We start from the raw sequence: 23,915 nt of genomic DNA on the forward strand, positions 1-23,915 counted from the left end.
GGGGGTGGTGGGGGCCCGAAAACAACACCCTCCCGCCGTGCGGTACGCGGACCCCCCCCCGGCCACACCAAAAGGCACGCCGGGCCCCCCCGAGGGACGCCCCGGCTTCCATGCGTTGGATGGCCCTAGCTGGCTGGAGCGCGCAGGAGCCGGTCACGTGTGCTCTCCGGCACCACCCGGCGCAGCACCGGTGCGCTGGAACTGAGGGAATCGGCGAAGGCGGCGACGAGATCGTGCGGCACGCTGCTGCTGAACGAAGCCGCCCACAGGTAGCCCGCCCCGAGAACCGGCTCGGCCCACGCCTGCCACCCGGCCAGAGCCGCCTCGTCCGCCTGAGCCACCAGCGCCAGTGGATCGCCATCCTGAATGAGGGGCGGCACCTCGCCGAAGCGGACGCGGGAGGCGAACGTCGGATCCACCGCTCCCGTGCCGGGCTGGTCGACGTCACGCAGCCAACCGTGCGCCGTAACCGCGTCAAGGACCAGCTCGGGGCCGCCGAGCGGCAGGGCCGGCTGATCGCGGGCGTCGAGCGCGGTGAGGAAGGCGCCAAGGGCCTCTCCGGGCACCTCCGGGGTGAAGTAGGCCGACCACTGAGCGAGTGGACCAGCCAGGTCCGAACGAGCGGACACTTGCCAGGTCATCGGCAGGTTGCCCAAGTGGAACGGCTCGTCCGGCAAGACCCACTGCGCCCACCGCAGCGAATCGGGGCTGATGTGCAAGACGATGCTGCGCAGAACCTGACGGTCCTCCGGCGCCTCGTCCGGCTGCCGGCGCCCACGGACGAGCGTCAGGCTCGTCCAGCCCAGGCCGGCGAGCGTGTCGGCGACGGCGTCATATGGGCGCCCGTCGTCACCGGCCAAGTGCCGGGGGCCGACCCAGTACGCGGACGGGACGCTGACCGGAGCAGGTGGATCGATCGGGAAGTCGGGATGCAGGTACGCCTCCAAGGGCTTGGTGATTTGATACCGCCAGCGGTGCACAAGCTGAACGGGTACTTGGTCGACTGCGCCGCAGTCTCGGGCGGGCGAACGTCCAAGGCGCCCGAGGGGGGGGCGACTCGAGCCTCTGACGGTCACACCCGCTGGGAGGTCTCCAGGACGCGAGCGACTGCGGCGGCGACGACGTCGGCTGGCGTCTCGGTGTCGAAGGACATCTGGTAGCCACACACCGTGGCCGTACCAGTGACTGCGATCTTCCATCCTTCGCCCTCGGTGCCAGGGCGCCCGAGGGGGAACCAACCCAGGTAGAAGCGACCATCCCTCGAATTGACGTGTACATCTGCGCGGTCGTCCACGACAACGTGGAAGTCGTCGGCGGAGAACTGATCCGTCACGAGCGTGGCCTGGCCCGGCCCGAGCAGCCACTCACGCAGCCGCAGGGCCTCGACGGTGCTGGAAATGCCGAGCCTGGCGGACGGCTCAGTCACAGGGAATCACCTCTTTGACCTGGTGCTTTACAAGCAGGTCGTCCACGTTGACATGCCCGTGCCGGGCTGGCCAGTCATTGGCCGATCTTTGTTGTCTGCCCCCGGCGAACTGTCCTTGGACAACGAAGCCGGTCGCCCTGACATCCAACCGAGGCGCGTTCGACACCGACCCCAGGCGGCGCTGCTCCCGGCCATCCAGCCCAGTCGTCGCAGATCAACCAGCCATGTCAGTGTCCGGTCGCATACTGACGCCCATGCAGCTTTCGGCGTCCACACTCAAGCGGGCCTGGCACCAGGTGTCCGCGGACTCTGACGTGCTCGACGACGCGATGCTCCCGCCCATCGGCACCTCACCCGACCAGTACGAGCAGCACATGGGTGAGTCGCACGGTCGTCTCTTCCTGGTCTTGGACGACGGCGGCACGGTGCGCGGCCACATCGGTCCCTATCGGGAGGTCTTCGCCACTCAGGATCTGGATCAGGTGCTGTACTTCGCCGCCGAGGACGCGGTCCGCAAGCTCGCCGAGCACATCGCGGCACGGTCCCCGGGCCGCGGCCCAGTGACCAATCTCGTCTCCGGGCAGGCCGAGCTGCTGGACCGAATCAACCCCGCCTGGGGCGGCCGATTCCGCAACGGCGGCATGGACGGTCCGCAGCCCTCCGCCGCATGCGGACGCGATCCACTGGAGCGCCTCGCCTGGATCGCTGGCAGCTGGCGCGAGCAGGACCCCTACACCCACCTTGCCTTCTTCCGCGGCGAGAGCACCAGCGCCGAACAGATCGCCCTGCTCCACGGAGCCGACCCCGCGCAGATCGCCGCCGGGACCCGCCTTGCGGATCTACGCAGCATGGACGGCGGGACCTTCGACTACTGGGACATCGTCTGGGAAACCTGCTGCTACGGGCAGGTCGGCGACTGGGCGTTCCTGATGTACCACGAGACACCCGGCTGCGGGCCCGGTCTTGAGGCACTCGCCCGACTCGGTGTCACCGAGGCGGTGCACCTGAACGCCACCTCCGCGAAGGCCATCTACACCTTCGACTACATACGCGACGGCCACCGTATCGACGACGACTGGGGCGTCCTGGAGCTGATCTGGTACGACCGAGGCTGCACCCCCTACTTCCGAGGCGGTCAGCTCGACTTTCTCAACCAGGCCATACGCCGCGCCGAATTGGACCACCCCGAACTCACCAGCGAGTTCGAGCTGTACTTTCACGCCTTGGAGGACGCTTTCGACCTCCAACTGCCCCGGCAGGAAATCCAAGAGGGAACTGTCCGAGCCGCGCAGTGGACACGCCGCAACAGTTGACGGTTCCATCCTCAGAGCTTGCCGAGGGCCGTGGCATCTCATGGCAGCCCGCTTCAGCGGTGGCAGGCGTATCCAGAGACCCGCCCTGGTCACGGGGCTCATACCGCGGGGGACGGCAGGCACTTCCGTGACCAGGGCGGGGGCTTATCCGCGGCGAAGGAATTTGCGCTGGCTCCGGTGCCTGCCAGCCCGCCGGGCAGAGGGTGGTCCGGCTGCGGGGGCATCGCTCGGCCGCGCAGAGCGAGTCGGTTCGTCCCGGCTGAGGAGAGACTGCCAGACCCTCTCCTGAAGCGCTCGGATGCAGGGTCCGCACGCGTACATAGGCGCCTGGGCGCCCGCGACACGGGCGGGGCCGATCCACAGAACGCGAGTCCACCGCTGTCCGCAGTAGAGCCAGCAGGGCCGTCGACCCACTCGTTGCCGTCGTCCGTGGCCGCGGGGGCAGGCAGTCCGCCGCGTGCGAACTCGGCTATCCCGGGGATCACCCTGTGCCGTAATGCGGCTTCCGTGAGCATGACTTGTCCGCTTCCCTGGTCAGTGGCTTCGGACCGCCGAGGAAGCGTCCTCCTGCTTCTCGGCGTCGGAGAACAGGAGGGTGGGCTCGGCGAGGATGTCGCGGCCGACCTCGCTCTTATAGATCTCGTCGACGCTGCCGAATCGGGCTTCGGAGTAGTCGAGGTCCAGCAGCGCGGCGGCCTGCCGGACCGATGCCTCGTCGGGCCCCTCGATCTCCAGGAAGGTGGGGAGGTCGGGCCAGGTGTCGAAGTCGAAAGCGACCTCGCCCAGGCGCCACTCCTCGCGGTAGTTCTCCTGGTAGCGGACCTCGGTGAGTCCGACCCGGCGCAGGATGTCGGCCATGGCGTGCAGGTCGGACACCTCGGTCTCGATCTCCTTGGTGCCGTCGATCGTGGTGGCGTCGGTGACCTGCTTGAGCGTGAGCGTCGACCGGGTGCCTTCGTCTCGAAGGCGGATCCAGGCCCCTCCGTCGAGGGAGTCGTTCTCGAAGATCTTGCGGGTGAGAAGCGTGCGGGGGAACGCCTGGACGGCACCGAGGGCGGTCAGCTTGGCCTGGAGGCCGGCGGCATCGACGGCCAGGAACTTCGCCTCGTACTCGTGCTTCATGGGTCCTTCTCTCAGGAACAGTCGGTGAGGTCGGACGTTCGGGCTGCCAGGAGCAGGCCCATGCGGTGGGTGTGGTCGTTAGGCTGACCGACGTGGGCCCGTTCCGTGAACTCGTTGGTGCGCAGGGTGAGCAGGATTTCCCAGTCACCGATGAAGTGAGGGAGCAGGCGCTCGGGAGAGGTGTAGTGCTCGGTCATGTGGTGGCGTCTTTCGACGGGCATCATGAACTCCGCACCGAACACACCGCCCGGGCGGACAAGGCGTTGCATGCGGTCGACGAACTCGGCGAGCGGGCGGTGGTGGTTGGCACTGTAGTGCCACGAGCAGCTCGTCCAGATCGCCTCGCACTGCACGCCCAGGGGAGCGCCCTCAAGGAAGTCGTCCTCAACCACGTGGACACGGGAATGGAGTTCTTCGAGCTTCAGCCGGTCGATCAGGCCCATGGCGTGGGCCTCGCTGTCACCCGGAAGGCGTACCGCGCCTCCGTGCAGGGCGACCGCGTCACGTTCGATGGCGACGACGTGGTAGCCGGCGGCGGCGAGCGGCAGCACGAATTTGCCGTCGCTCGCGCCGACGACCGCGATGGTGGCGTCAGGGGCGACGCGCTCGCGCAGTGTGCCGAGGAACTGGGGGAAGAAGGTCAGGGTGTGCTCCCACAGGCTTTGGGTCTGCATGGGAGTTCGCTCCTTGCCTGTCGGTTTCTGTGATCACGCGGAGGACCTCTTCGGGGCTGCGCCCCGTGGTGTCGACGCGACGCATCGGGAACGGGGCGTAGGCGTCGGTCACCTGGTCCGGGACGGTTTCGATCAGTGCGTCCCAACGGGATGCCGGCTTGTTCCGGGCGGCCAGACGGCGGCGGCGTTCGTCGTCGTCGCAGACGAGGTGGTACGTGACGGGTGTCGGGAGCCGGCGCGGCAGCGTGACGCCGAGCCGAGCCCCCATGGCACGGTGGGTGGCGAGGCACCGGGCGAAGTAGCTCTCGACGACTACCGGGACGCCGGCGTCGAGGTGGCTCTGGATTTCCTCGGTCGCAGTGAACAGGGCGGAGAGGTAGAGGCACATGCGCGCGTCGACGTTGGTCCGCTGGTCCACGGCGTGCCTGAGCGGCTGGTACAGAGCGGGCACGGTGGGGACGAGGACGGCTTGTCGGGCGGCGGCGAGCATCGGGGCGATGGTCGACTTGCCGGTGCCCCGTAAGCCCTCCAGGCTCTCGAATCGCGGGTGGTCAGGCACGGGCGTACACCACGTCCGGCACCGCGAGCGTGAGCTCGTCCGTGGCCGAGGGCTTGTGGACGATGTGGCCGGCGCTCTTCTCGTACCAGAAGGCGTGGGAGTCCTTGCCCACGGCCTTGCAGGACATGGTCAGAGCGCCGCGCGGGTCGGCCTCGATCCGGTCGATCTCTCGGGGCCCGCCGGTCGGGGTACAGAGCTGTGGGGCGCCGTGTTCGGAGAGGTCCTCGTCGACGATCACCTCCAAGGACAGGTCGGCCGATGCGAGCTCTTCGCGGAGCTGGCCGTAGGCGGCAGGCTCGGTGACCAGTAGCTCGGGGTGGTCGGCGGCGTTGCCTACGGGCCGCAGGTGGTGGAGCTTGAGTTGCTGGACCCCGAGTCGGGCCAGGATGCCGGCGAGCGGGAGTACCTCACCGATGTTCCGTGAGGTCACGGTCATGGTCGCGCCGGTCGGAACTCCGAGGTCCCGGGCCAGGCTCAGTGCGTTGAGGGCGCTCTGGTAGCTGCCGTACCTGCGGATGCCGTCGTTGGTCGATCCGACGCCCTCCAGGGAGACCCTGAGGAGGTCCAGGTGCGGCGCGATCTCGGTCAGGCGGCGCTCGATCCGGTACCCGTTGGTGCAGATCTCCACGCGCTGGCCCAGTTCCTCCTTGGCGTGGCGGACGACCTGCGGGAGATCCCGGTGGACGAAGGGCTCCCCGCCGAGCAGGGTGACTTCCTCCGTTCCGTATTCGTCCCGCATCAGGGTGAGGAGGCGAGTGGCTTCGTCGGCGGTGAAGGCGTCCGCGTACTGAAGCCGCTTGCCGTGGAAGCAGTGCAGGCACGTGAAGTTGCAGCGGTAGAGCAGCTGCAGGTACAGCATCCGGATCTTCCTGATCCCGGTGACTTCCCTGATCACTTGGGCTCCTTCGGCTGGCTGCCTTTCGGGAACCCGATCGTGGCTGTCTGCCCGGGGACCTCGTCACCGCGTTCGGGGACGGCCCGAGGACGTCCTGGGACGTTTTCCGTCACCTGCGAACGACTCCAGGACGCTCAGAAGGCGCTGGGCGTCCGCCAGGTCCGGCAGGACCTCGGGGGCGCCGGCCGCTGCGAGTTCCGCGCGATCGTGCAGACCGGAGGCGACGGCGACGATCCCGCACCTCGTGACCAGGGCAGCCTCCACATCGCGAGGGGTGTCCCCGACCAGGACGATGGGCGTGTCGACCCGGACGCCACGCAGCCGCTGCACTCGCTCGCGGGCGACCGCGACCAGGTCGGGGCGGAGATCGGCGTCCGCTCCGTAGGCGCCCACCGGCAGGTCCAGCAAGGAGTCGAGGCCGAACGCGGAGAGCTTCACACGGGCGTTGGCCGCGATGTTGCCGGTCAGGACAGAGGAGACCCAGCCGCTCCGTGCCGAGGCGGCCTTCAGTGCTTCATGGGCTCCTGGCAAGGCCCATCCGCGCGAGCGCAGCGCGTCCCGGCGTTCCCTCCCTGCCCGTTCGAGGGCGGCCTCGATGCCGGGCCAGTCGGGCACGGGCAGCCCATCCCGAACGAACATGTCGCGCATGATCAGTCGGTCCGTCCGGCCTTCGGTGCGTGCTGGCCCCGCCGGCTCGCGCCCCACCAGCGCCGAGAAGGCGGCGGCGTAGATCTCCTTGCTCACCCCCGCGTTCTCGATGAGGGTGTGGTCGATGTCCCACAGGACGATGAGCTCCATGCCGCCAGCGTAAGCAGCAGCCGGTGACGCTGTGATTCCGCGACAACGTCCCATAACGTCCTTGCGCGATCACGCGTTGCACCGCTTGCATGGTTTCTGTGAACGACCGACTGCATACCGTGCTCGCCCAACGAGGGGTCTCACCCGACGCGCTCGCGGAGATCTGCGAGGTCGACCCCAAGACAGTGAGCCGGTGGCTGGGAGGACGGGTTCCTCACGCGCGGCATCGCTTTCGCGTGGCCGGTCACCTGCGCGTGGAGGAGACCTTCCTCTGGCCGACGCCCTGCAAGCGGCCCGGTCCACCCCGCGACGGATTAGGCACCGAACTGGTCGGCACCTACCAGAACCGAGCCAGCGTGCCGCGGGACGTATGGCTCTCGCTGCTGCGGGAGGCCCGGCAGGAGATCAGCGTCCTCGTCTTCTCCGGCACGTTCTTCGCACAGTCCAACCCGCACGTCGCCAAGATGCTCTCCGAACGCGCCGCCGAGGGCGTCCGGGTTCGCCTGTGCTTCGGTGACCCCGACGGACAGGCGGTCGCCGTCCGGGGCCGCGAAGAGGGGATCGGCGACACACTCGCCGCCAAGATCCGCGCCTCGCTGACGTACTACCGCCCCCTGCTGGGCGAGGCCGGGTGTGCGGTGCGTCTGCACGACACCACGCTCTACACGTCCATGTTCCGCTACGACGACGACCTGCTCGTCAACCCCCACATCTGGGGGCAGCCGGCCAGCGCCAACCCCCTCCTCCACCTCAAGAGAGCCGACGACACGGGGTGGTTCGACAACTACGCTCAGAGCTTCGACGCCGTCTGGGCCGCCGCACGGCCATGGGCACCCGACCAGGAGAGGAACGTCGACCATGGGCAGGACTGAGTACTACAACGACCCGGCCGCGCCGAAAGCAAACACCCTCATCCCGGCCAGCAACCTGCTCGTCGTCGACGAGACGGACGCCATCCTCCTCCAGCGCCGCCGCGACACCGGCCAGTGGGCACTCCCCGGCGGAGCCCAGGACATCGGCGAGACCGCGGCCCAGTGCGCGGTCCGCGAGTGCCTGGAGGAGACCGGCATCATCGCGGAGATCACCGGCTTCCTCGGCGTCTACACCAACCCGAACCACATCGTCGCCTACACCGACGGCGAGATCCGCCAGCAGTACGAGAACACCTACATCGGCCGCCCCGTCGGCGGAGCTCCCACGATCAACGACGAGGCCGACGGCGTCCGCTTCGTCCAGCCCGCAGACCTGGACCAGTACGACATCCACCCGAGCATGCGCCAGCAGATCGGCGACTACCTCGCTGGCACCTACCCGTACCTGGGCTGACTCGCCAGGGCAGCCTCGATCCTCTCGACAGACGAGAAGATCTCCGGCGCCGCGCGCCGGATGAATCGACCGACCACGCTATCCGCGCCGTAGCGGCCGACGATCTCCGCGACCCGCTCCCGCGCGGTCGTCCGGCCGCCGTCGGGCGTCGTCGTCATGTCGCAGTACACGAGGGCGTCCACAAGCAGCGGATCGTCCGACAGAGGAAACTCCGTAGCCAGCGCTTCTCTCAACCCGCGTTCCTCCGCCTCCAGAAGCGCGAACGAATGGTTCGCCACCAGACGGGTCAGCCGCTCACCGGCTCCGTGTTCGTCCCGAAGGAAGCGTGCTCCGTCGAGCGGATGGAACCCTGTGAGGGCCAAGCGAGGCGCGTAACCCACATCGTGCAGAATGGCGGCCGCGGTCAGCAGTTCAGCGTCCGTACACAGGAGGCGCCCGAGTTCCTCGGCCCTTCCAGCTACTCCCTGACTGTGCAGCCAACGTCGAGGCAGCAACTCACCGAGCTCCGCCTCTGCGATGCGCCCTGCCCAGTCCAGCATCACCTCGTCCATTGGCGACTTCATGCCCGTCAGACTCGTCTCCCATTCCCTTCTGGGCCGCAACGCCCAGCGACGAACGGGTTCACACGGACGCGATGGTGGCCTACGCCGACCCGCACTCCCCAAGCAGATCTACTGCATCGGTGCTCTGCGGAGCACCCGCGCCACCGACGACGCCTGCCGCGCTTCGCGACTTGACGGAAGTGGGCGTGCGCACATCTCCGAGGCCGGAGAAAGGCAGCACAACACTGCCAAGATGGCCGGCATGACCACGATTAGCGGCGAGGTGGCACCCGGATTCGAGCCGGTACGGGCGGCGTTCGCGGAGAACTTCACCCGGCACGGCGACCTCGGCCCGGCGGTGTGCGTGTACAGAAACGGCCACCCGGTGGTGGACCTGTGGGGAGGCGTGGCCGACGCCGACACCGGCCGTCCCTGGACGCGGGACACGCTGCAACTGGTCTATTCGGCCACCAAAGGGGCGACCGCCACCGCCGTTCACATGCTGGCCGAGCGCGGAGCGCTCGACCTGGACGCACCCGTCACGGGGTACTGGCCGGAGTTCGCCGCGAACGGCAAGGCGGACATCCCCGTCCGCTGGCTCCTGTCCCACCAGGCCGGCCTTGTCGCGCTGGATCACCCGGTGCCGTTGAAGGAGGCGCTGGCCTGGTACCCGATGGCGGAGGCACTGGCCGCTCAAGGCCCCCTATGGACTCCAGGCACAGCGCACGGCTACCACGGTCGGACCTGGGGCTGGCTGGTCGGCGAGGTGATCGACGAGTATCCGGCCGCTCGCCGGGGCGCTTCTTCGCCGACGAGATCGCGGCTCCACGGGGCTTGGACTTCTTCATCGGCCTGCCCGCCGGCGAACGCGACCGAGTCAGCCGCATGGCGTACCAGCGGCCGGACGTCGACCTCACGACCTTGCCCGCCGAGTCGGTCCCCGAAGAACTCCGCGAACAGGTCGCCGCCTGGCGGGACCCGAACTCATTCAGCAACCGGGCCTACGCGGTCACCGACCCAGCCGCGATCGACTTCGACTCACCGGAGGTACAGGCCACGGAGCTTCCGGCCTCCAACGGCATCGGTACGGCCCGCGCGCTGGCCCGCATGTACGCCGCGCTGATCGGTGAGGTGGACGGCGTGCGCCTGTTCTCCTCGGCCGTCCTGGCGTCGGCGGCCGAGGAGCAGGCCGGCGGGAAAGATCAGGTCATGCTGATCCCCAGCCGCTTCAGCGCCGGGTACATGCTGCCCACCGAGAGCAACCCGATGCTGGGGCCGAGCTCATTCGGCCACACGGGTCGAGGAGGGTCGCTCGCCTTCGCCGATCCGGAGCACGGTGTCGCCTTCGGGTATGCGATGAACAACATCGTCGGGGGCATCGACGATGTGCGTGCGTCCTCCCTGGTCGAGACGGTGCGTGAGGCTCTCGCGTAGCCGGTCGGCGTCCCTGGCGGTGAGACCGCGGGAGATTCTTCGGTCATCCGCTTGGCCACCCGGGGCGATGGACGCCAGGCACCGCCCTTCGACCCGACCTGCGTCAGCCGGGCATCGCCGTAGCGCGCCCGTCTGCCGCCGGCGGGACCCTCCGAGCTCCTCGGCTCCGGAGCAGACACACCGCTCTGTCAGTACCCGCCGCTACTGTCGTGATGACGCATCGGGGAGCGAGTCCAGGGAGAGGGCCGGCTGTGGGTGGGAAGCTGCGGGTGGGACAGGTCTACCGTTACGCGAGCGGCAAGGACCCGAAACCGGAGTCGCTCGACGGCTTCCCGAACTTCCACCACGTGACGCACTCGTCGGGCCACAAGAGGGCTCTTCTGGAAGCCGGCATCAATGGGATGGCCAAGGTTTCCACCCCCGACGGTGTACGGCGCCCGGCGATCCTCATCCGCTCCAGTCCCTGGAAGGCCGGCACCGAGCAGACGCCTTGGCACGACGTCTTCGATATGGACAACGGCCACGTCCGCTATTTCGGCGATCACAAAGCCGGTTTGAGCGCTCCGCCCGGCACGACCACCGGCAACGCCGCCCTACTCGACGCTTTCACCGACCACCAGGGGCGTACCGCCGATGAACGAGCCGCCGCTACGCCTCTGCTGCTGTTCCGCGCAGTTCCCCGGAACGGCAAGCCCAAGGGTCATGTGGCGTTCTGTGGGCTCGGCGTCATCGAGCGGACCGAACGGTTGGTGCAATGGGGAGGCCGCGAGCACACGCCGTTCGTGAACTACGTCTACGACATCGCCCTGGTCGACCTGACCTCCGAGGACGACACCGTCGATTGGGAATGGATCGGGGCCCGCAGGGACAAGGGCGTGTCCCACGCTCAAGCACTCGCCCTCGCGCCACGGGCATGGCGGGAGTGGGTCAAGCACGGTTCCTCGGCCCTCCCGGGACTTCGTCGCCGGGTCGCCCGGGCTCAGGTCGCCAAAGTGCGTGATCAGCGCCCGAAGCCCGGCAGTGGTGAAGCTGCGGACCTGGAAACGATCTACAAGTACTTCGACGGCCGCAAGCACGACTTCGAGGCTCTGGCCGCCGCGGTGGCGGCCCGTGTACTGCGTGGGGCGGGTCACGGGTACGTGGAAGGCTGGCTCACACGTCGGTCGGGTGACGGCGGAGCCGATTTCGTCGGACGTCTCGACCTCGGCGGCGGAAGCGGCCTGGCGGGCACGAGCCTCGTCGTGCTCGGGCAGGCGAAGTGCGTCAAACCCGACACACTCATCACGGCGGAGCAGATCGCCCGGGTGGTCGCCCGGCTCCGACGCGGATGGATCGGGGTCTACGTCACCACCGGCGCCTACTCCGAGTCGGCACAGACAGAGATGGTGGAGGATCAGTATCCGATCATCCTCCTCAACGGCACGAGCCTGGTCGCGGAACTGCGGAGCATGGCCAGGGACGACCACGGCGGCGACCTGGCGGCGTGCATCGAGCACGTCCTCGCCGGCCGGGAGGTCGCGATCACGAACCGACGCCCCGAGGAAATCCTGCTGCAGTAGCCGGCCACCGACCGCTCTTACGCACGATGAACCCCGACAGCTCTCCTTCCAGGGCGAACGCGCCCGACGGCACTCGGGGATTTACGCTCCGGCCACCACGGACAGCGACTCCCGGAACACGCCTTCCAACTCCTCGTCGAGTACTTCTGCCGACAGCGAGTCGAAGGAGATGAAGGCGTTGAGCCTGAGCACACGCATGAGGAAATCGCGGAGTACCCGCCTCTCCGCGTTGGGCGAAACGTCGAGCGTTTGCCAGACCCTGACGATCGCCCGCACCAGATGCGGGCTCCCGCCGATCGAGGTGCGTCGGGCGTAGATCTGGTCGAAGTCCGACTCGTTGAGCACGGACAACGAGGCGTAGAGGTCCTCCCTCCCTCCGTCCTCGTCGTACAGAAGGTGTGCTCGCCACCACAGCCGGCCGAAGACGTGGCGTGTGACGTCGGTCCCCAGCACCCGGTCGCGATGCAGGTCCGCGAATCTCCACGCGGACACGTCCGGCAGGACGACGAGGGAGAGGAAGGCCCAGAGATCACCCGCGACCGCCTCCGCCGGAACGATGCCCGAGTCTCGGTGGAGGACCGTCGCCACGTCGATGTCGAAACCCGCCGCCTGCTTCCTGCCGGGTTTGGCGGGATAGCCGCGTTCGGTGGCGCACGCGAGCACCGCCTCGCGTAGGGAGCCGAGGCTCCGCTCGGGAAGACGGGACCCGCCGGTGGCCGCGTAGAACATGGCCGGGTGGGAGAGAGCCGAACGATCACGCAGATACTCGACGGAACGGTGTAGACACTCCTCCCGGAGGTTGGCCGCGGCCGCGGGCAGAAGCCGCGGATACAGGTGGACCATCACGTTTCCTTGGAGAAGAGGCCGACGGCGTGCTGGATCTTCGCCGAGAAGAGCGACGGATCCGTGCGACGCGTCATGCGCAGGGAGGTGAGGGATGTACCGGGGAGGAAGGTACGCAGAAGGCCGAGCAGTGTGTGACCGAGCGTGTCCGGCTCGAACCGGGACGAGTCCGTCAGCTCCTCGTCGGACACGGCCCGCTCGATCATCAGGCGGACGACGTCCTGTCGGACGGCGGACTGGATGAGCCGTTCCGCGTATGACGCCTTCTCCGCACGGCGAAGCGCGTTGAGTACGACCGGCGTGCCGCTGTTCACGAGCAACACGACGGCGCCCATCGTCGCCGCCTCCAGGTTCGAACCGACGTCGAGATACCAGGGAGCGTTCTCCGGGTAGCCGGCACTCTTGAAGTCGACCACGGCCATGGGGAACTGCGACGCGTCGCCCTGCAGCCGCACCCCGGCCCGGTGCTGCCAGAGCACGGACCCCGCGCGTCGGGGACCGGTCGGATCCGGATTGTCCAGGGCCTTCGCAAGAACCAGTTGGGTGTCGACGGACAATCGGCCGCCGCTGTCGCGTCCGATCACGGTGAACGAGAGCTGCGCCGAGCGGGTGCCCCCACCGTGCAGTGTGATTCGGTGGGCCAGTCGCCGAAGCCCGCTGCCGGTGGAGCTCCAGATCGCGGAGAGGGCGAGCTCGGCCTCGTACGGGAGCCCGGCCGAAGCCCTGACCGAGTCGAGGTCGACTTCGACCACCGTCTCGAGGGACAGGTCTCTCTGGAAGTCCCAGTCGGGTATGAAGGCGGGCAGCGGAACGGCTTCCCCGTCCTCGGACTTGAGGGACCACTCGGCCATCGTCACCGACCCGACGGCCGCGCTGCGATAGGGGTAGGCACGACGGTTCACCGATCCTCACCCCCTGCCTCAGCCACGACCGTCACCTCGGTCATGGTGTCGGGGGCCGGCCGGACGACCAGCGACCAGACCGTGCCGTCGCCGCCGACCGTGTGCAACGAGGACCCGTCCGTCACGGGTCCGCTCCCCGCACGCCATCCCAGCACAGTGGGGATCGACGCTCCGATGGGCGGCTCCGTCTCGACACCGCGACCGTCGCCCAACGCGACGGCGGGGCGGCCGTGGACGACGTAGGAGCCCGCGTCGGGCAGGGTGAATCGCTGGACGATGACGGCTTCACCGTCCACGACGTCGTGTTCGGGGGCTCCGTCGTACAGAACGCGCCTGCGACCGGAAGGGACGCTGGACCCTCCTCTGGGGCCGGGGATCCCGCCGGCTCCGGCCGGCCCTCCGGAGCCCCGTCCGGTGCCCGAGGAACCTCCCGGGGGCGTCGTACCCGCGGCGAAAACCACCTCCGCCCCCTCCCCCGCGGTACCCGCCATGAGTCCAGCCATGAGTCGGCTCATCCCCGCGAGGGAGACGCCTTCGCCCGCCTCGCTCGCCACCCGGGCTGGCCCAGAAGCCTCCTTCATGGCGTCGTTGATCTTACGGAGGGCGTGTTTGGCCAGGCGCTGGTCGTCGCCACTGAGCTTGTCCACCAACCAGGCGTCGTGCGATGCGGGCTCAGCCGCTGCGAAGACCCGGTCCACTGCGGCGTCGGCGCGGAAGACCGCGGCGTAACCTCCGCTCTCCTCGAAGAAGGGGGGACCTTCGAGGTACTTCACCACCAGGTCGACCGGCCGCATAAGGCACGTGTGGTGAAGCCGGTCCCCGATACCCGCCTCCTGCGCCACCCGAGGGGGCCTTCCCTGAGGGGAGATGAACTTCCGCATACCGAGTCGGCCGAGGACGCGCCCCATGGACTTGTGCTCGACGAGACGGGTCATGTCGTCGTAGGCCCAGACGAACGGTCGCAGGTGGGGCACCTCCGACGGCCTGGGAACGGGGACGGCCAGGCCCTCGTGGTGGGCGGAGAAGCGCATGGGGGCGTCTCCTCCCTCCGGGAGCATCTTCGGCCAAAGGTTCCAGACCATCGCGTCGACGATCCATCTCATGGCCTCGGCGTCGTCGCGTTCGCCGAAGACCGGGTCGAGAATCGCGACGGAGGTCCCGGTGTCGCCGTCGGGGAGGGAGTTCAGGCCGAGACTTCCGGCGACCTCGTCCGCTTCATCCCCGACCAGCGGCTCGACGTAACCGCGGCGGACCCTTCCCCAGAAGTGGCGGCCGGTGAACGTCTTCGCACCGTCGTCGCCTTCCACGGTGTAGCTCTCGTGGACCGCCCACCCGATGAGTCGGGTCTCCAATCGGTCGTCCACCCGACAGCGCGTGTGCACGATCACCGTGTGCGATGCGGAAAGGAGGTGGAAAACCGCCTTCCCGAAACCGTAGGTGCCGCCACGGCCGGTGACCTTGCTGGAGCTGCCGGTCTTGCGGACGAACGACGCGAAATCTGACTGCCCGGGAACCGCGACGTCGGCGCGGGTGGGTCCGCCCAGTCCCCTCGTCCCCGTGTCGGTCACGGTCAGGATGCGCGGGGCGGGACGTGCCAGCGAGGCCCGGAGCTTGAGGTGTCGAAGCTGAGGCGCGCCCGCGGCCAGGAGTTCGCGCCACACCGGAGCCTCACTGGGTCCGAGGGTGCGCAGTTCCACTCGGTAGTTCACCGGACCATCCCCGGTTCGTGCGTCCCAGCTGTTCTGAGCCGACTCCCTCACCAGAAGTGTCAGCGGGTCGAGCTCGGTGCCGTCGAGGTTCTTCAAGGCACCTTCGGCCGTCCCTCCGCCGCCGGGGGCGTAGGGCTCGGACGACCAACGCGGGGATTCCGCGCTCATGGCGTCCACCCCAGCTCGTCCAGGAAGGCATCCACGGCCGCGTCGTCCAGCACCGGCGAGTGGACACCGGCCAGGTCGACGGTGTAGCGAACGTCCAGGAGTGCGTCGGGTACCGGCTCCGTCAGCGAAGCCGCCGTGAGGCGGGGGAAGGCCCCGTCGACCTCGCACCAACGTTCTTCAAGCGGTGACACGCGCAGTGCGCCTTCGTCGTCCGTCTGTCCGTGCCGATAGCCGACACGTGCCAGTCGAAGCCACAGCTCCGACTCGTCGTCGCACATCCGGGCCGCCTCCGCGGCGAGCTCACCGACGGTCCGCCCCCGCGGGCTCTTTTCGAACCGCTGCCAGGCCAGCATCAGACGACCGTCCTGCGGTGCCTCCAGCTGGTCGAGTCCGTGGACGTCGAAGGTCCTACGCTCCGAGGTCGTGTGCGTGCTCTTCACCTCCACGGCGCGGAGGCCGTCGGAGAAGTCGTGCCGTCCTCCCTCGGGGCCGGTCCACCACCTCACGGCGCCCGGGTCCTTGACGAGCAGGCGGAGGAGGACCGACAACTCGCCGATGAGGCCGATCTCCTGCGTCTCGGTGAGCGTGCGGGGTATGCCGCTGAAGAGCTGACGCCAGCGGTTCACCACCGCCAGCGTAGTGCGGTAGGGCTGCCGCCCGTCCGCCTCCAGTGCCACGAGGACGTCGGCGCACAGCCCCGTGAAGACGTCGTCGAGATCCCTGCGGGTGCAGACGATATCCGCGAAACGTCCGTAGGTCTCGTCGTCCTGCAACGCCCGCTCCATGACGCGGAGTGTTCCGCCGATCCGCCCGGTGGGGATACGTCGACGTCCCCGGAGGGGGATCAGCAAGTGGCGCAACGAGTCACCGTCGGTAGCCGCGGCGACCGCCCCGTGCTCGGTGACGACGGGGAGCGGAGAGGTCCTGAGAGCAGCTCTTGGGCCGAGTGGGGCGAGATCCAACTCGGCCCAGTGCCGGTCGAGCACACGCCGCAGATCGGCGCCCCCGCTCAACTGTCGTCCTCCTCGAAGAGCAACGACAGGTCTTCCTCCTCGTCGTCCTGTACGCGGGACAGGTCGGCGCTGTAGTACTCCACCTCACTGTCCTCACCCCGAGGCATCGGGAAGACCAGACCGACGCCGATCACGTGATCGACGGCATCGAGCGGGGCACGCCTCTCGCGGTTCGTCGGTGACGGCGATAGAGCGTCGATCGGGTACAGGGTCAGCAACGCGGTGTCGGGCGCCTGCTCGCGCCTGGCGTTCTTCAGCGCCGCCTCGTTGATCTCCGTCAGCGCACCGAGGTCGAGATCGACGCCGGCATCGCGACGGCTCATCAGGGTCTTGATGTCGGCGGCGTCGCCTCCGCTCTCGCCGAGCTTCGCTCGGATGACGCGGTCCACGGCGAGCCCGGGGCCGAACTCGTACCGCTTGTCCGGATCATCGCTGAGCGGATTGCCGATGATCGCCACGTTCCAGCGCTTCAGCGAACCGCCGCCCCCGGACCGCACCCGACGCTCGACGTAACTGCGCAACAGACCCGCGTCGCACTCCAACGACTTGCCGTGGAAGCGGTATTCGTCGAGGAAGTCCAGGATGATGTCGTAGGGCACACCTCGGAGGATGTGCCTGCCCTGCATTCCGTTGTCCTCGTGTCGGGCTCCCGCCAATCGCAGGGAACGGTCGACGAGGTCGTGGGCGGCCTGCCGGTTGGCCTGCAACCACTCGGCGTCCCGCGTACGGAAGTAGCGGGTCTGCACACGCTGCCCTCCGTACGCCGCACTCGCCTTCACCGCGTCCCGCATCTTGCCCGCCGCCGTGATACGGAGTGACGGGTGGGTCCGCATGCGGACGGCGAAGGTCCTGGGCGTCTTGTCCTCGACCATGTATACATCGATGTCCCGACGCATCTCCGACTCGACGGTGGCGATGTGCCTGAACCAGTCGCGCATCCCGTCCGTCATCCAGATGCGCGGCAGGTCTGCGTACCCTTCGCGGAAGCCGAACCAGCGGCCCATCTGCAGCAAAGAGTCGTACGTCGTGGCGTTTCGCACGAAGTAACTGACGGCGAGCCCTTCCAGGGTCAAGCCACGCGACAGGGTGTTGCCGCCCACGGCGATGGCGACGACCGGGCCGGCCTCGTAGTCCAATCGCTTCACGCTCTTCGAGTTGTCCAGGATGATGCGACAGTCGTCCACCACACCGGCCAGCAACGGAAGGAGAGCGTCGAAGGGAACGGGCGTCTCCCCGAGGTCCGGCTCGTTACCGGGGACGCGGACGACCTCGGCCTCCCAGAGCCGCCTCAGCTCCTCGAGCAGTTCCCCGTCCACGGCGTTGAGCCACCCCGCCGTCCGCTTGCGGAACGCCTCCAAGGGCATCTCGAAGCTCTCGTGGACGACGGTGCTGACACTGGTGTGGATCAGCATCGTGGAGTGGGGCACCCCCGTACCGCGCACCCGTCGGGCGGCCGTGACGAGCCAGAAGTACAGGACTGCCGTCCTCAAGGCACCGCTGATCTCGGGTACGAACCCCTCGATCTCGTCTCGTCCCGGTCGAACGAGGGGCACCTCCTCGTCGGGGACCGTGCGGATCATGTCGTATCCGTCCGGTACCTCCTGGGGGTCCTCGCCGTCCAAAGCGTCCCGACCGAACAGAACCTCGGTGCCGAAGTGTCCGCGTGGCTTCGGCAGGTTGACGACGAAGTCCTCCGGATAGAGATCCTTGGCTGCGGGGTCGATCAACAGGTTGGCGAAGGGCGTGGCGGTGTAACCGACGTATCCCCCGCGTGGAAACAGGTCGATGATCTCTCGGATCAGAGGATTGGTGCTAGGTGATGCGACGCTCGCCTGGTCGGCCTCGTCGTCGATGATCAACGTCGGGCAGTTACGCAGGTAGTCGGGCGCCTTTTCCAACCACGCCTTGAGCTTCCGCAGCCTGGGCACGTTCTTCTTGATCACGCAAAGGACGTGTTGCTGGCTCTTGTCGCCGAAGAAGGCCGCCGGGTTACCCGCGGGAGGCTCGAAGTCCCCGACGCGCCCGGTGAGCGGGTGCCACTGGTCTATCACGGGCTCCACGAGCTGCCGCTCGAGACGGAGCTGAGTCTGCAGTCGCAGTCCGTTGTGGATGCCTGCGAGGACGATGAAGAACTTGTATCCGGCGTCGGCCGCCTTCGCGATGAGCGCGGTGAAGTTGCTGGTCTTGCCCGACTGCACGTAGCCGACGACCAGTCCCCTGGTCGAGAAGGCGCTCTCCAGAGGATGATCGAGCATCGAGACGACCTTGGTCGACGCGGAGTCGAGGCCGCGCAGGCTGTCCTCGTTCCACGACTGTTTCGCCAGCAGGTTCCTGAGAGCGGGCCAGCATCTGTCGTCGTCCTGGGGACCCACGTACCAGGTTTCCCGGTTGTTCCGCACGACGGAACCCGGTTCCCGCTTCTCGCGGACGGCGATGGTCTCCTGCTGATGACGCTCCGCGATGCGCTTGGCGAGCTCGTCGGACATGCCGAAGAGCTTGATCGTCGCCAACGCCTGTTCGGGCGTGTGCGTCTTGATCAGGCGCTTGAACGCCTCGTACTGATCCTCGAACTCCTGCAAGCCCCACCCCTCGGATACACGGCGTGCCGCGATCGGATGGGTGGCCTACGGGTCGACCGCCTTACGAGCGGCGTCCGACCCGCGCGCCCGTCGGCCGCGGACGTCAGGTCGGCCGTGACCACCACCGCCCACCCTCCCCTAGGTGAATCAACGGCTGAGACCCCGGCGTCGGTGTCCAATGAAACAACTCTATAGCCGCGCGCACCGACAACCGGGCCCGGATGCGGGAAGTTCCCCGTACGGAATCGCCGCACGTTCTGCGCAGGACCGGTCAGGCAGCCGCCGCCAGCTTTCGTCGCCGCTTCGGTGGACGGGGGGCCTTCACCGTGGTCGTTGCCTGAAGGTCCCGCTGAGCGAGTAGCAGCGGGGCGAGGTGCTCGGCGATGGCCCGTCCCAGCCCGACGGGCACGGCGTTACCGATCTGCCGTGCGATGTCGCTCCTGCTTCCACACCATTGGAAAGACTCCGGGAAGCCCTGCAGTCTGGCCGCTTCCAGGTGTGTGATGGGCCGATGCAGCCATGGGTGCAGGTAACGACCCTTCTCCGGTTTGAAGAACTCCGTACGGATGGTGACCGACGGCTTGTCTCGGTACAGTCGCCCCATGACGTCGGCCGAACCGCTCTTGTGCTTCTTCCAACAAGGCGCAAGCAACTCGAAGGGGATGTCGAACCGGTTTCCCCCCTCGGGAATGGAACGATAGCGCGCCATGGAGATCGGCTTTATGCCGTTTCGGCGTAGATGAAGCTCGTCCATACGGAACGGACCGGCGATCTTACGCCCGTTCGCGGACACCTCTCGGGTGGGCAGATCGGTGGAGAGCTTGCGCAGCACGAGGTCGGAAATCGTCTGCCATACGGTGCGTTCGGGCCCGGCGGCCGGAGCCGGGATGAGCGCAGCCTGTAGTTCCATGTCCGTCAGATCATCGATTAGACGATTCGAGTCCACGGCGGATCGTAGATCTCTACGGATTCCGACGACGATCGCACGGAAGCGCCGTTGCGGGACATCATAATCGGCAGCATTGAGGAGATCATCGTAGATGAAGTACTCAGAGAGAGCGCCCCCATCACGCACTTCTCTGCGCAAAAGTTCGAATTCGGGAGAATTTCTGAAGGCGTCGACATTCTCCATAACGAAGGCCATCGGCCGGACGGTTGAAACCACATCCAGATAATGGCGCCAAAGCTGATTGCGCGCATCGTTCGGATCTTGGTTTCCAAGCCTCGAAAACCCCTGGCAGGGCGGACCGCCCAACACGATGTCGGCTTCCGGGAGTCCTCCGGGCCGGTCGACCCAGTCCGCGATGTCCCCTTGGTGGATATGCGCCCCGAACTTCTCGGTAAAGTTCACCGCGTACGTAGCCGCCGCTGCTCGATCGAGTTCGACAGCTGCGACGGGCCGGTACACCGCACGACCGCCGTACCTGGCGTCCACGAAGCCCTGCGTCAGCCCACCGCAGCCGGCGAAGAGGTCGATCGTCCTCAGCGGAGGGAGACCGGGATCCCCCGCCTCCACTTCGGAGGCGTCGACTTCATTGTGTGGTTGGCGCATTGGCGCACTGTAGCCGGCCACCAGGCCGGAAGGCAATCTCCCGACTCTACAGCTCAACAGCGTTTCGCGCCGGCCCCCAATCAGGTCCATTTCGGACTGCTCGATCAGGTCATGCAGCACCTTAAGCTCGAGGAGTGGACCTTGGGCACCCTTCACGCGGATCATCCGACGGCCCCCCGAGCCGACGGCGCACCTCTGCCTACCGGCCGCCCTCCCGCGCTTGGCGCCCGAGGGCCGGCATGACGAGGACTGATCGCAAACGTGAACAGGATCGGGCCGCCGGAGGTCACACCAAGCGGTTTGTGAGCGACGAGTCCGGCGTCAAAGTACCCGCCACCGTCGTCCTGACCGCGTCTCGAAGGACGGGGCACGTCGTCGCCCGACTCGAATGGGCGGTCGCAGGACACAGACGCCGATACTCCCTCGGCGATGTGGACCACCCCACACGGAGTGCGAACCTTCGTGCCGCTTGGCTCCTGGCCGAAGAAGCCGGGCTCCTGGTGGAGGAGGAGATAGGGAACTCCTGGGCCTCGTCGAGCGGTACGCGGGCGTCGATGCGTTCCAATCGAGCACGCGACACCAAGCCCGAGCTCAGGCTCCGCTCCTCTCTGCATCGGGAGGGGCTGCGCTTCAGGGTGAATGCCAGGCCGGTGGCCACGCTGCGCCGCACCGCGGACATACTTTTCACCAAGCACAAGGTGGCGGTGTTCGTGGACGGCTGCTACTGGCACGGGTGCTCCACCCACCGGTCGATCCCATCGACGAACAGAGACTTCTGGGTGTCGAAGATCGAAGGCAACAAGAGCCGTGACAGAGAGACGGACCGCCTCCTGGTGGAACACGGCTGGTTCGTGGTCCGAGTCTGGGAGCACACGCCGATCGACGATGCGGCCGCCCTCGTACGACTCGGACTGGAGGAGTCCAAGGAAGAGCGCACCGCCCGTGTGCTCAGAGCGGACGGCCGTTGAGTAGATCGTCCAGGGCGTCCACCTCCCTTCGCAGTACGATCCGCCCGTCTCCGTCGCTGTAGGCGAGGAGGCGGGCGCCGGGGGCCAGGCCGGCCTCGACGAGAATCCCCATGGGAAGTTCTACGGAGCCGTCCTCACGCACCAGGGCCTCAGCCGGTTCTCGGATCATGCCGCCAGGATCGCACGCCGCTCCCACCCCCGTTGTTCCTCCTGGGGCGGCAGGCGCATCCAGAGTGACCAGACCCCGTAGTCGCTCTGCACGGGTTCGCAAACCGCAACGAGCCACTACGGCCCGTCCTACGTTGCGCGTCACAGGACGGCCTAGAGGCCACATCAACTTGGCTGTCGGACCTCCGCCAGAACATCGTCCAAGAGTCCCCTCACATCGCTTCCGCCCAGCACCAGCTGTCGATCGAGCAGCCGGTTTCCGGTTTCGCAGGAGGTCTCGCTCACCAGGGAGCAACCGTGGCAGGCCGAGAGGTTCAGCTGCGAGGCTCCCTGCCGATCGCTCTCGATGCAGACCGGGTCGTTGGAACAGATATCCGCGTCGTCCAGAGCGGCCACCAGGAGCGGGATCAACTTCTCGGGGTCCCCGAGTCTGACGAGGCCGCCGAGGGTCCCCTGAGCGTCCCCCGCCGCGGTGTAGATCAAGATTCCGGCGGTCTTGTCCGTACGGTCGGAGTTCGCGTAGATCCGCTCCTGCAGCGCGGCGGATGCATAACCGCTTGCGAACGCCAGTCGCCGGATAAGCAGGTGCGCCAGCGTGTGCAGGGCGATGTACCTGGGTTCCGGCATGTCGAGGCGGCTGGCCCAGGGAGAGTCGGCCCTGCGCTCCTTGAGGATGCCGGCGCGTGCCTCCACCTCCGGTTGCGCCTCCCACTCGGCGAGCTTCCGCTCGTCGAACCGCAGGAAGATCCCCTCCCCGAACAGCTCGATCGCCGGGTAGGTGGGCCAACGCCGCTGGTCCGAGCCCAGATCAACGCTGATCATCGCCGCTTCTGCGTCATGACGCCGGAATCCTCGTAGAGCACGGACCTCACGGACCCTGCGCACCTGCCCGATGCCGCTGATCTTGCCGAGCAGACTCTGCGGCACTGTGACGCCTCCGAGGCTTCGTCCGTCGACGACGAAGTCGCTTCCCGAACCGTCGCGTCCACCGTCCAGCTTCTTCAGGAACGCCGCCCACTCACCATCCTTGAGATCGAGCAGCATCTCGTCCGGTGCGGTCTCCTCCCCCGCCGCGACGGCGAGGACGGTTTCCGGCGTAACTCCGAGATCGTCGGCGATCCACTCCGCCACCTGCTCCGACAGGGGCCCGCCGTTGTCCGTCACCACCTTCTCGAAGAACACGTGCCCGCGGATCTTGTCGGCCGCCTCCGCGGACTGCGGGCGTTCCTCGGGTATGTCGAGAGCCGAGATCCTCTCGGCGATGTAGTTGCCCGTGGCACCGCGCTGAACGGCGACCAGCTCGTACGGGCAGGGCTTCTTGACGGAGTCCTCCGGCTCCCAGGGTTGCCGCCCCGCGCAACGGATCCCGTCCCGGTGCAGAGCCCCCTTCGTCACGAGTTCCGCGAGCCTGCGCTCGTTTCCGCATCCATAGCACTTCACCACCAACGCCGCGAGACCTTCGCCACGGGTAGCCAGCTTGTGGAACCTGAGCGCCTTGTAATCGCGGCAGAAACGGACCGCTTCGCTCAGGCTCCCCGCGCGTCCACGATGCGCCCACTTGAACCAGTTGACGTCCTGGACGTGGCTGCCCTTCTCACAGACGGCGATGTAGCGCATCGGTACGAGCGCGCCACCACACTCACAGGCGTTACTCCACTTACCTTTCTTTTTCCCGGTCAGCTTCGAGAGCTTGTCGCAGCGTTCGCAGAACCGCCAAGCGGGAAAGCGCCAGTAGGGCAACGCGGGAGTGTCCTTGCCGGCGCGACCCGCGTGTTCCGGCGGTTGCCTGAGGACGCCGGCACCGAGGCGCGCCATCAGACGCTCACAGCTGATCTCATGGGCGAATCTCTTGTCCCACCAGGACGTGTCCGGCGCCATGAGCGACTCACCCCGGACGTCGACGATCGCTCCCACACCGAACGGCGAGATCGTCTCGGAGAGGCGCAGGTCATGCCTGATCTTCTCCACGGTGCACCTCCTCCTGCGGCTCCTGGACCTCGACCGCCACGTTTGGCTCCACAGACCTCATCGAGTCTCCGACGAGCCACCCTTCTCCGGGCTGACCGAACCTCTTCAACAGAGCTGCTTGATCCTTCTTCGTGCGCTGGTAGTACAGCGGCTCGTCCGCCTCGCGTGCCTGTGCCGCCCGCCGGTCCCAATCCCTTAGAAGGCTGCCCACCGCAGAGCGCGTCTCCTCCGCTTCGAGACCGTCGGCGCGCGTCACGTAACCGAGAAACCCGTCGACGAGTCGGTCGACCGCTTCGCGGATATTGTCGTCCCCGAGGTCGAGCCGACCCGCGGCGTCGTTCGGGGCAAGCGCGCTGAACGACTGCCTCAACAGCGCCACGAGTGCGCCGGCGAGCGA

The 23,915-nt window shown here is 67.5% G+C and carries 21 protein-coding genes and 2 pseudogenes; 6 read left to right on the forward strand and 17 right to left on the reverse strand.

Annotation, left to right across the window (positions count from 1 at the left end):
* Positions 1 to 125: 125 nt before the first annotated feature.
* Together ACFWR9_RS28655 and ACFWR9_RS28660 are read right to left on the reverse strand one after the other, a co-directional pair.
* Positions 126 to 947 carry a DUF317 domain-containing protein gene (locus ACFWR9_RS28655; RefSeq protein ID WP_383846850.1) on the reverse strand — a complete coding sequence of 274 codons (822 nt, stop codon included), beginning with the start codon at positions 945 to 947 and terminating at the stop codon, positions 126 to 128.
* Positions 948 to 1,072: 125 nt separating this feature from the next.
* Positions 1,073 to 1,426, reverse strand: a complete 354-nt coding sequence (locus tag ACFWR9_RS28660) for a DUF317 domain-containing protein (RefSeq protein ID WP_383846851.1) — start codon at positions 1,424 to 1,426, stop codon at positions 1,073 to 1,075.
* A gap of 254 nt (positions 1,427 to 1,680) precedes the next feature.
* On the opposite strand from ACFWR9_RS28660, the gene ACFWR9_RS28665 reads away from it, so the two are divergent.
* Complete coding sequence (locus ACFWR9_RS28665) at positions 1,681 to 2,739, forward strand: hypothetical protein (protein ID WP_383846853.1); 1,059 nt, start codon at positions 1,681 to 1,683, stop codon at positions 2,737 to 2,739.
* Positions 2,740 to 3,273: 534 nt separating this feature from the next.
* Here ACFWR9_RS28665 and ACFWR9_RS28670 read toward each other — a convergent pair.
* From ACFWR9_RS28670 to ACFWR9_RS28690, 5 genes are all read right to left on the reverse strand, one after another.
* On the reverse strand, positions 3,274 to 3,861 hold the full coding sequence (locus tag ACFWR9_RS28670) for a class IV adenylate cyclase (RefSeq protein ID WP_383846855.1): 588 nt from the start codon (positions 3,859 to 3,861) through the stop codon (positions 3,274 to 3,276).
* 11 nt (positions 3,862 to 3,872) lie between these two features.
* Positions 3,873 to 4,535, reverse strand: a complete 663-nt coding sequence (locus tag ACFWR9_RS28675; RefSeq protein WP_383846857.1) for a class I SAM-dependent methyltransferase — start codon at positions 4,533 to 4,535, stop codon at positions 3,873 to 3,875.
* Positions 4,453 to 5,025, reverse strand: coding sequence for a hypothetical protein (locus ACFWR9_RS28680; protein WP_383846859.1), 573 nt, complete (start codon positions 5,023 to 5,025; stop codon positions 4,453 to 4,455). Before ACFWR9_RS28680 ends, ACFWR9_RS28675 begins: the two co-directional genes overlap by 83 nt.
* Positions 5,026 to 5,086: 61 nt before the next feature.
* Positions 5,087 to 5,989: a radical SAM protein gene (locus tag ACFWR9_RS28685; protein WP_383846861.1), complete on the reverse strand. Its 903-nt coding sequence runs from the start codon at positions 5,987 to 5,989 to the stop codon at positions 5,087 to 5,089.
* Between the two features lie 63 nt (positions 5,990 to 6,052).
* Positions 6,053 to 6,787, reverse strand: coding sequence for an HAD family hydrolase (locus ACFWR9_RS28690; protein ID WP_383846863.1), 735 nt, complete (start codon positions 6,785 to 6,787; stop codon positions 6,053 to 6,055).
* 98 nt (positions 6,788 to 6,885) lie between these two features.
* Between ACFWR9_RS28690 and ACFWR9_RS28695 the strand changes: the two genes are divergently transcribed.
* Positions 6,886 to 7,659: an XRE family transcriptional regulator gene (locus tag ACFWR9_RS28695; protein WP_383846865.1), complete on the forward strand. Its 774-nt coding sequence runs from the start codon at positions 6,886 to 6,888 to the stop codon at positions 7,657 to 7,659.
* Entirely contained in the window at positions 7,646 to 8,113 is a 468-nt protein-coding gene (locus tag ACFWR9_RS28700; RefSeq protein WP_383846867.1) for an NUDIX hydrolase, read from the forward strand. Before ACFWR9_RS28695 ends, ACFWR9_RS28700 begins: the two co-directional genes overlap by 14 nt.
* Here the strand turns inward: ACFWR9_RS28700 and ACFWR9_RS28705 are convergent.
* A complete protein-coding gene (locus ACFWR9_RS28705; RefSeq protein WP_383846869.1) occupies positions 8,095 to 8,664 on the reverse strand; it encodes an HD domain-containing protein in 570 nt (189 codons plus the stop codon). The two genes, ACFWR9_RS28700 and ACFWR9_RS28705, sit on opposite strands and share 19 nt — an antisense overlap.
* Positions 8,665 to 8,917: 253 nt before the next feature.
* On the opposite strand from ACFWR9_RS28705, the pseudogene ACFWR9_RS28710 reads away from it, so the two are divergent.
* Positions 8,918 to 10,089: pseudogene (locus ACFWR9_RS28710) on the forward strand (serine hydrolase domain-containing protein).
* Positions 10,090 to 10,340: 251 nt separating this feature from the next.
* On the forward strand, positions 10,341 to 11,648 hold the full coding sequence (locus ACFWR9_RS28715) for a restriction endonuclease (RefSeq protein ID WP_383846871.1): 1,308 nt from the start codon (positions 10,341 to 10,343) through the stop codon (positions 11,646 to 11,648).
* A gap of 81 nt (positions 11,649 to 11,729) precedes the next feature.
* Here the strand turns inward: ACFWR9_RS28715 and ACFWR9_RS28720 are convergent, their stop codons facing one another.
* The 6 genes from ACFWR9_RS28720 to ACFWR9_RS28745 form a co-directional block, all read right to left on the reverse strand.
* The gene (locus tag ACFWR9_RS28720; RefSeq protein ID WP_383846873.1) at positions 11,730 to 12,491 is read right to left on the reverse strand and encodes a DUF6339 family protein; all 762 of its coding nucleotides are present in this window, start codon (positions 12,489 to 12,491) and stop codon (positions 11,730 to 11,732) included.
* Positions 12,491 to 13,393 carry a hypothetical protein gene (locus ACFWR9_RS28725; RefSeq protein WP_383846875.1) on the reverse strand — a complete coding sequence of 301 codons (903 nt, stop codon included), beginning with the start codon at positions 13,391 to 13,393 and terminating at the stop codon, positions 12,491 to 12,493. Before ACFWR9_RS28725 ends, ACFWR9_RS28720 begins: the two co-directional genes overlap by 1 nt.
* Positions 13,390 to 14,961, reverse strand: coding sequence for a hypothetical protein (locus ACFWR9_RS28730; RefSeq protein WP_383846877.1), 1,572 nt, complete (start codon positions 14,959 to 14,961; stop codon positions 13,390 to 13,392). The genes ACFWR9_RS28725 and ACFWR9_RS28730 overlap by 4 nt, the downstream gene beginning before the upstream one ends.
* Positions 14,962 to 15,266: 305 nt before the next feature.
* A complete protein-coding gene (locus tag ACFWR9_RS28735) occupies positions 15,267 to 16,256 on the reverse strand; it encodes a PD-(D/E)XK motif protein (protein WP_383846890.1) in 990 nt (329 codons plus the stop codon).
* Between the two features lie 23 nt (positions 16,257 to 16,279).
* Complete coding sequence (locus ACFWR9_RS28740) at positions 16,280 to 18,862, reverse strand: Z1 domain-containing protein (RefSeq protein ID WP_383846879.1); 2,583 nt, start codon at positions 18,860 to 18,862, stop codon at positions 16,280 to 16,282.
* Between the two features lie 271 nt (positions 18,863 to 19,133).
* On the reverse strand, positions 19,134 to 20,579 hold the full coding sequence (locus ACFWR9_RS28745) for a DNA cytosine methyltransferase (RefSeq protein ID WP_383846881.1): 1,446 nt from the start codon (positions 20,577 to 20,579) through the stop codon (positions 19,134 to 19,136).
* A gap of 137 nt (positions 20,580 to 20,716) precedes the next feature.
* Here ACFWR9_RS28745 and ACFWR9_RS28750 point away from each other — a divergent pair, with 137 nt between their 5' ends.
* A complete protein-coding gene (locus ACFWR9_RS28750) occupies positions 20,717 to 21,382 on the forward strand; it encodes a very short patch repair endonuclease (RefSeq protein ID WP_383846883.1) in 666 nt (221 codons plus the stop codon).
* Here ACFWR9_RS28750 and ACFWR9_RS28755 read toward each other — a convergent pair.
* From ACFWR9_RS28755 to ACFWR9_RS28765, 3 genes and pseudogenes are all read right to left on the reverse strand, one after another.
* Positions 21,363 to 21,551, reverse strand: coding sequence for a hypothetical protein (locus ACFWR9_RS28755; RefSeq protein WP_032767136.1), 189 nt, complete (start codon positions 21,549 to 21,551; stop codon positions 21,363 to 21,365). The genes ACFWR9_RS28750 and ACFWR9_RS28755 overlap by 20 nt on opposite strands.
* Positions 21,552 to 21,715: 164 nt before the next feature.
* A complete protein-coding gene (gene drmB, locus ACFWR9_RS28760) occupies positions 21,716 to 23,518 on the reverse strand; it encodes a DrmB family protein (protein WP_383846885.1) in 1,803 nt (600 codons plus the stop codon).
* Positions 23,499 to 23,915: pseudogene (locus tag ACFWR9_RS28765) on the reverse strand (helicase); the annotation flags it as partial. The gene drmB and the pseudogene ACFWR9_RS28765, both read right to left, overlap by 20 nt.

It is taken from the genome of Streptomyces sp. NPDC058534 (assembly GCF_042717365.1).
Taxonomy (GTDB): domain Bacteria; phylum Actinomycetota; class Actinomycetes; order Streptomycetales; family Streptomycetaceae; genus Streptomyces.

Coding starts and splice junctions, on each gene's coding strand:
- ACFWR9_RS28665 (WP_383846853.1), top strand. CDS start 1,681: ATGCAGCTTTCGGCGTCCACACTCAAGCGGGCCTGGCACCAGGTGTCC.
- ACFWR9_RS28670 (WP_383846855.1), bottom strand. CDS start 3,861: ATGAAGCACGAGTACGAGGCGAAGTTCCTGGCCGTCGATGCCGCCGGC.
- ACFWR9_RS28675 (WP_383846857.1), bottom strand. CDS start 4,535: ATGCAGACCCAAAGCCTGTGGGAGCACACCCTGACCTTCTTCCCCCAG.
- ACFWR9_RS28680 (WP_383846859.1), bottom strand. CDS start 5,025: ATGCTCGCCGCCGCCCGACAAGCCGTCCTCGTCCCCACCGTGCCCGCT.
- ACFWR9_RS28690 (WP_383846863.1), bottom strand. CDS start 6,787: ATGGAGCTCATCGTCCTGTGGGACATCGACCACACCCTCATCGAGAAC.
- ACFWR9_RS28700 (WP_383846867.1), top strand. CDS start 7,646: ATGGGCAGGACTGAGTACTACAACGACCCGGCCGCGCCGAAAGCAAAC.
- ACFWR9_RS28705 (WP_383846869.1), bottom strand. CDS start 8,664: ATGGACGAGGTGATGCTGGACTGGGCAGGGCGCATCGCAGAGGCGGAG.
- ACFWR9_RS28720 (WP_383846873.1), bottom strand. CDS start 12,491: ATGGTCCACCTGTATCCGCGGCTTCTGCCCGCGGCCGCGGCCAACCTC.
- ACFWR9_RS28745 (WP_383846881.1), bottom strand. CDS start 20,579: ATGATCCGCGTGAAGGGTGCCCAAGGTCCACTCCTCGAGCTTAAGGTG.
- ACFWR9_RS28755 (WP_032767136.1), bottom strand. CDS start 21,551: ATGATCCGAGAACCGGCTGAGGCCCTGGTGCGTGAGGACGGCTCCGTA.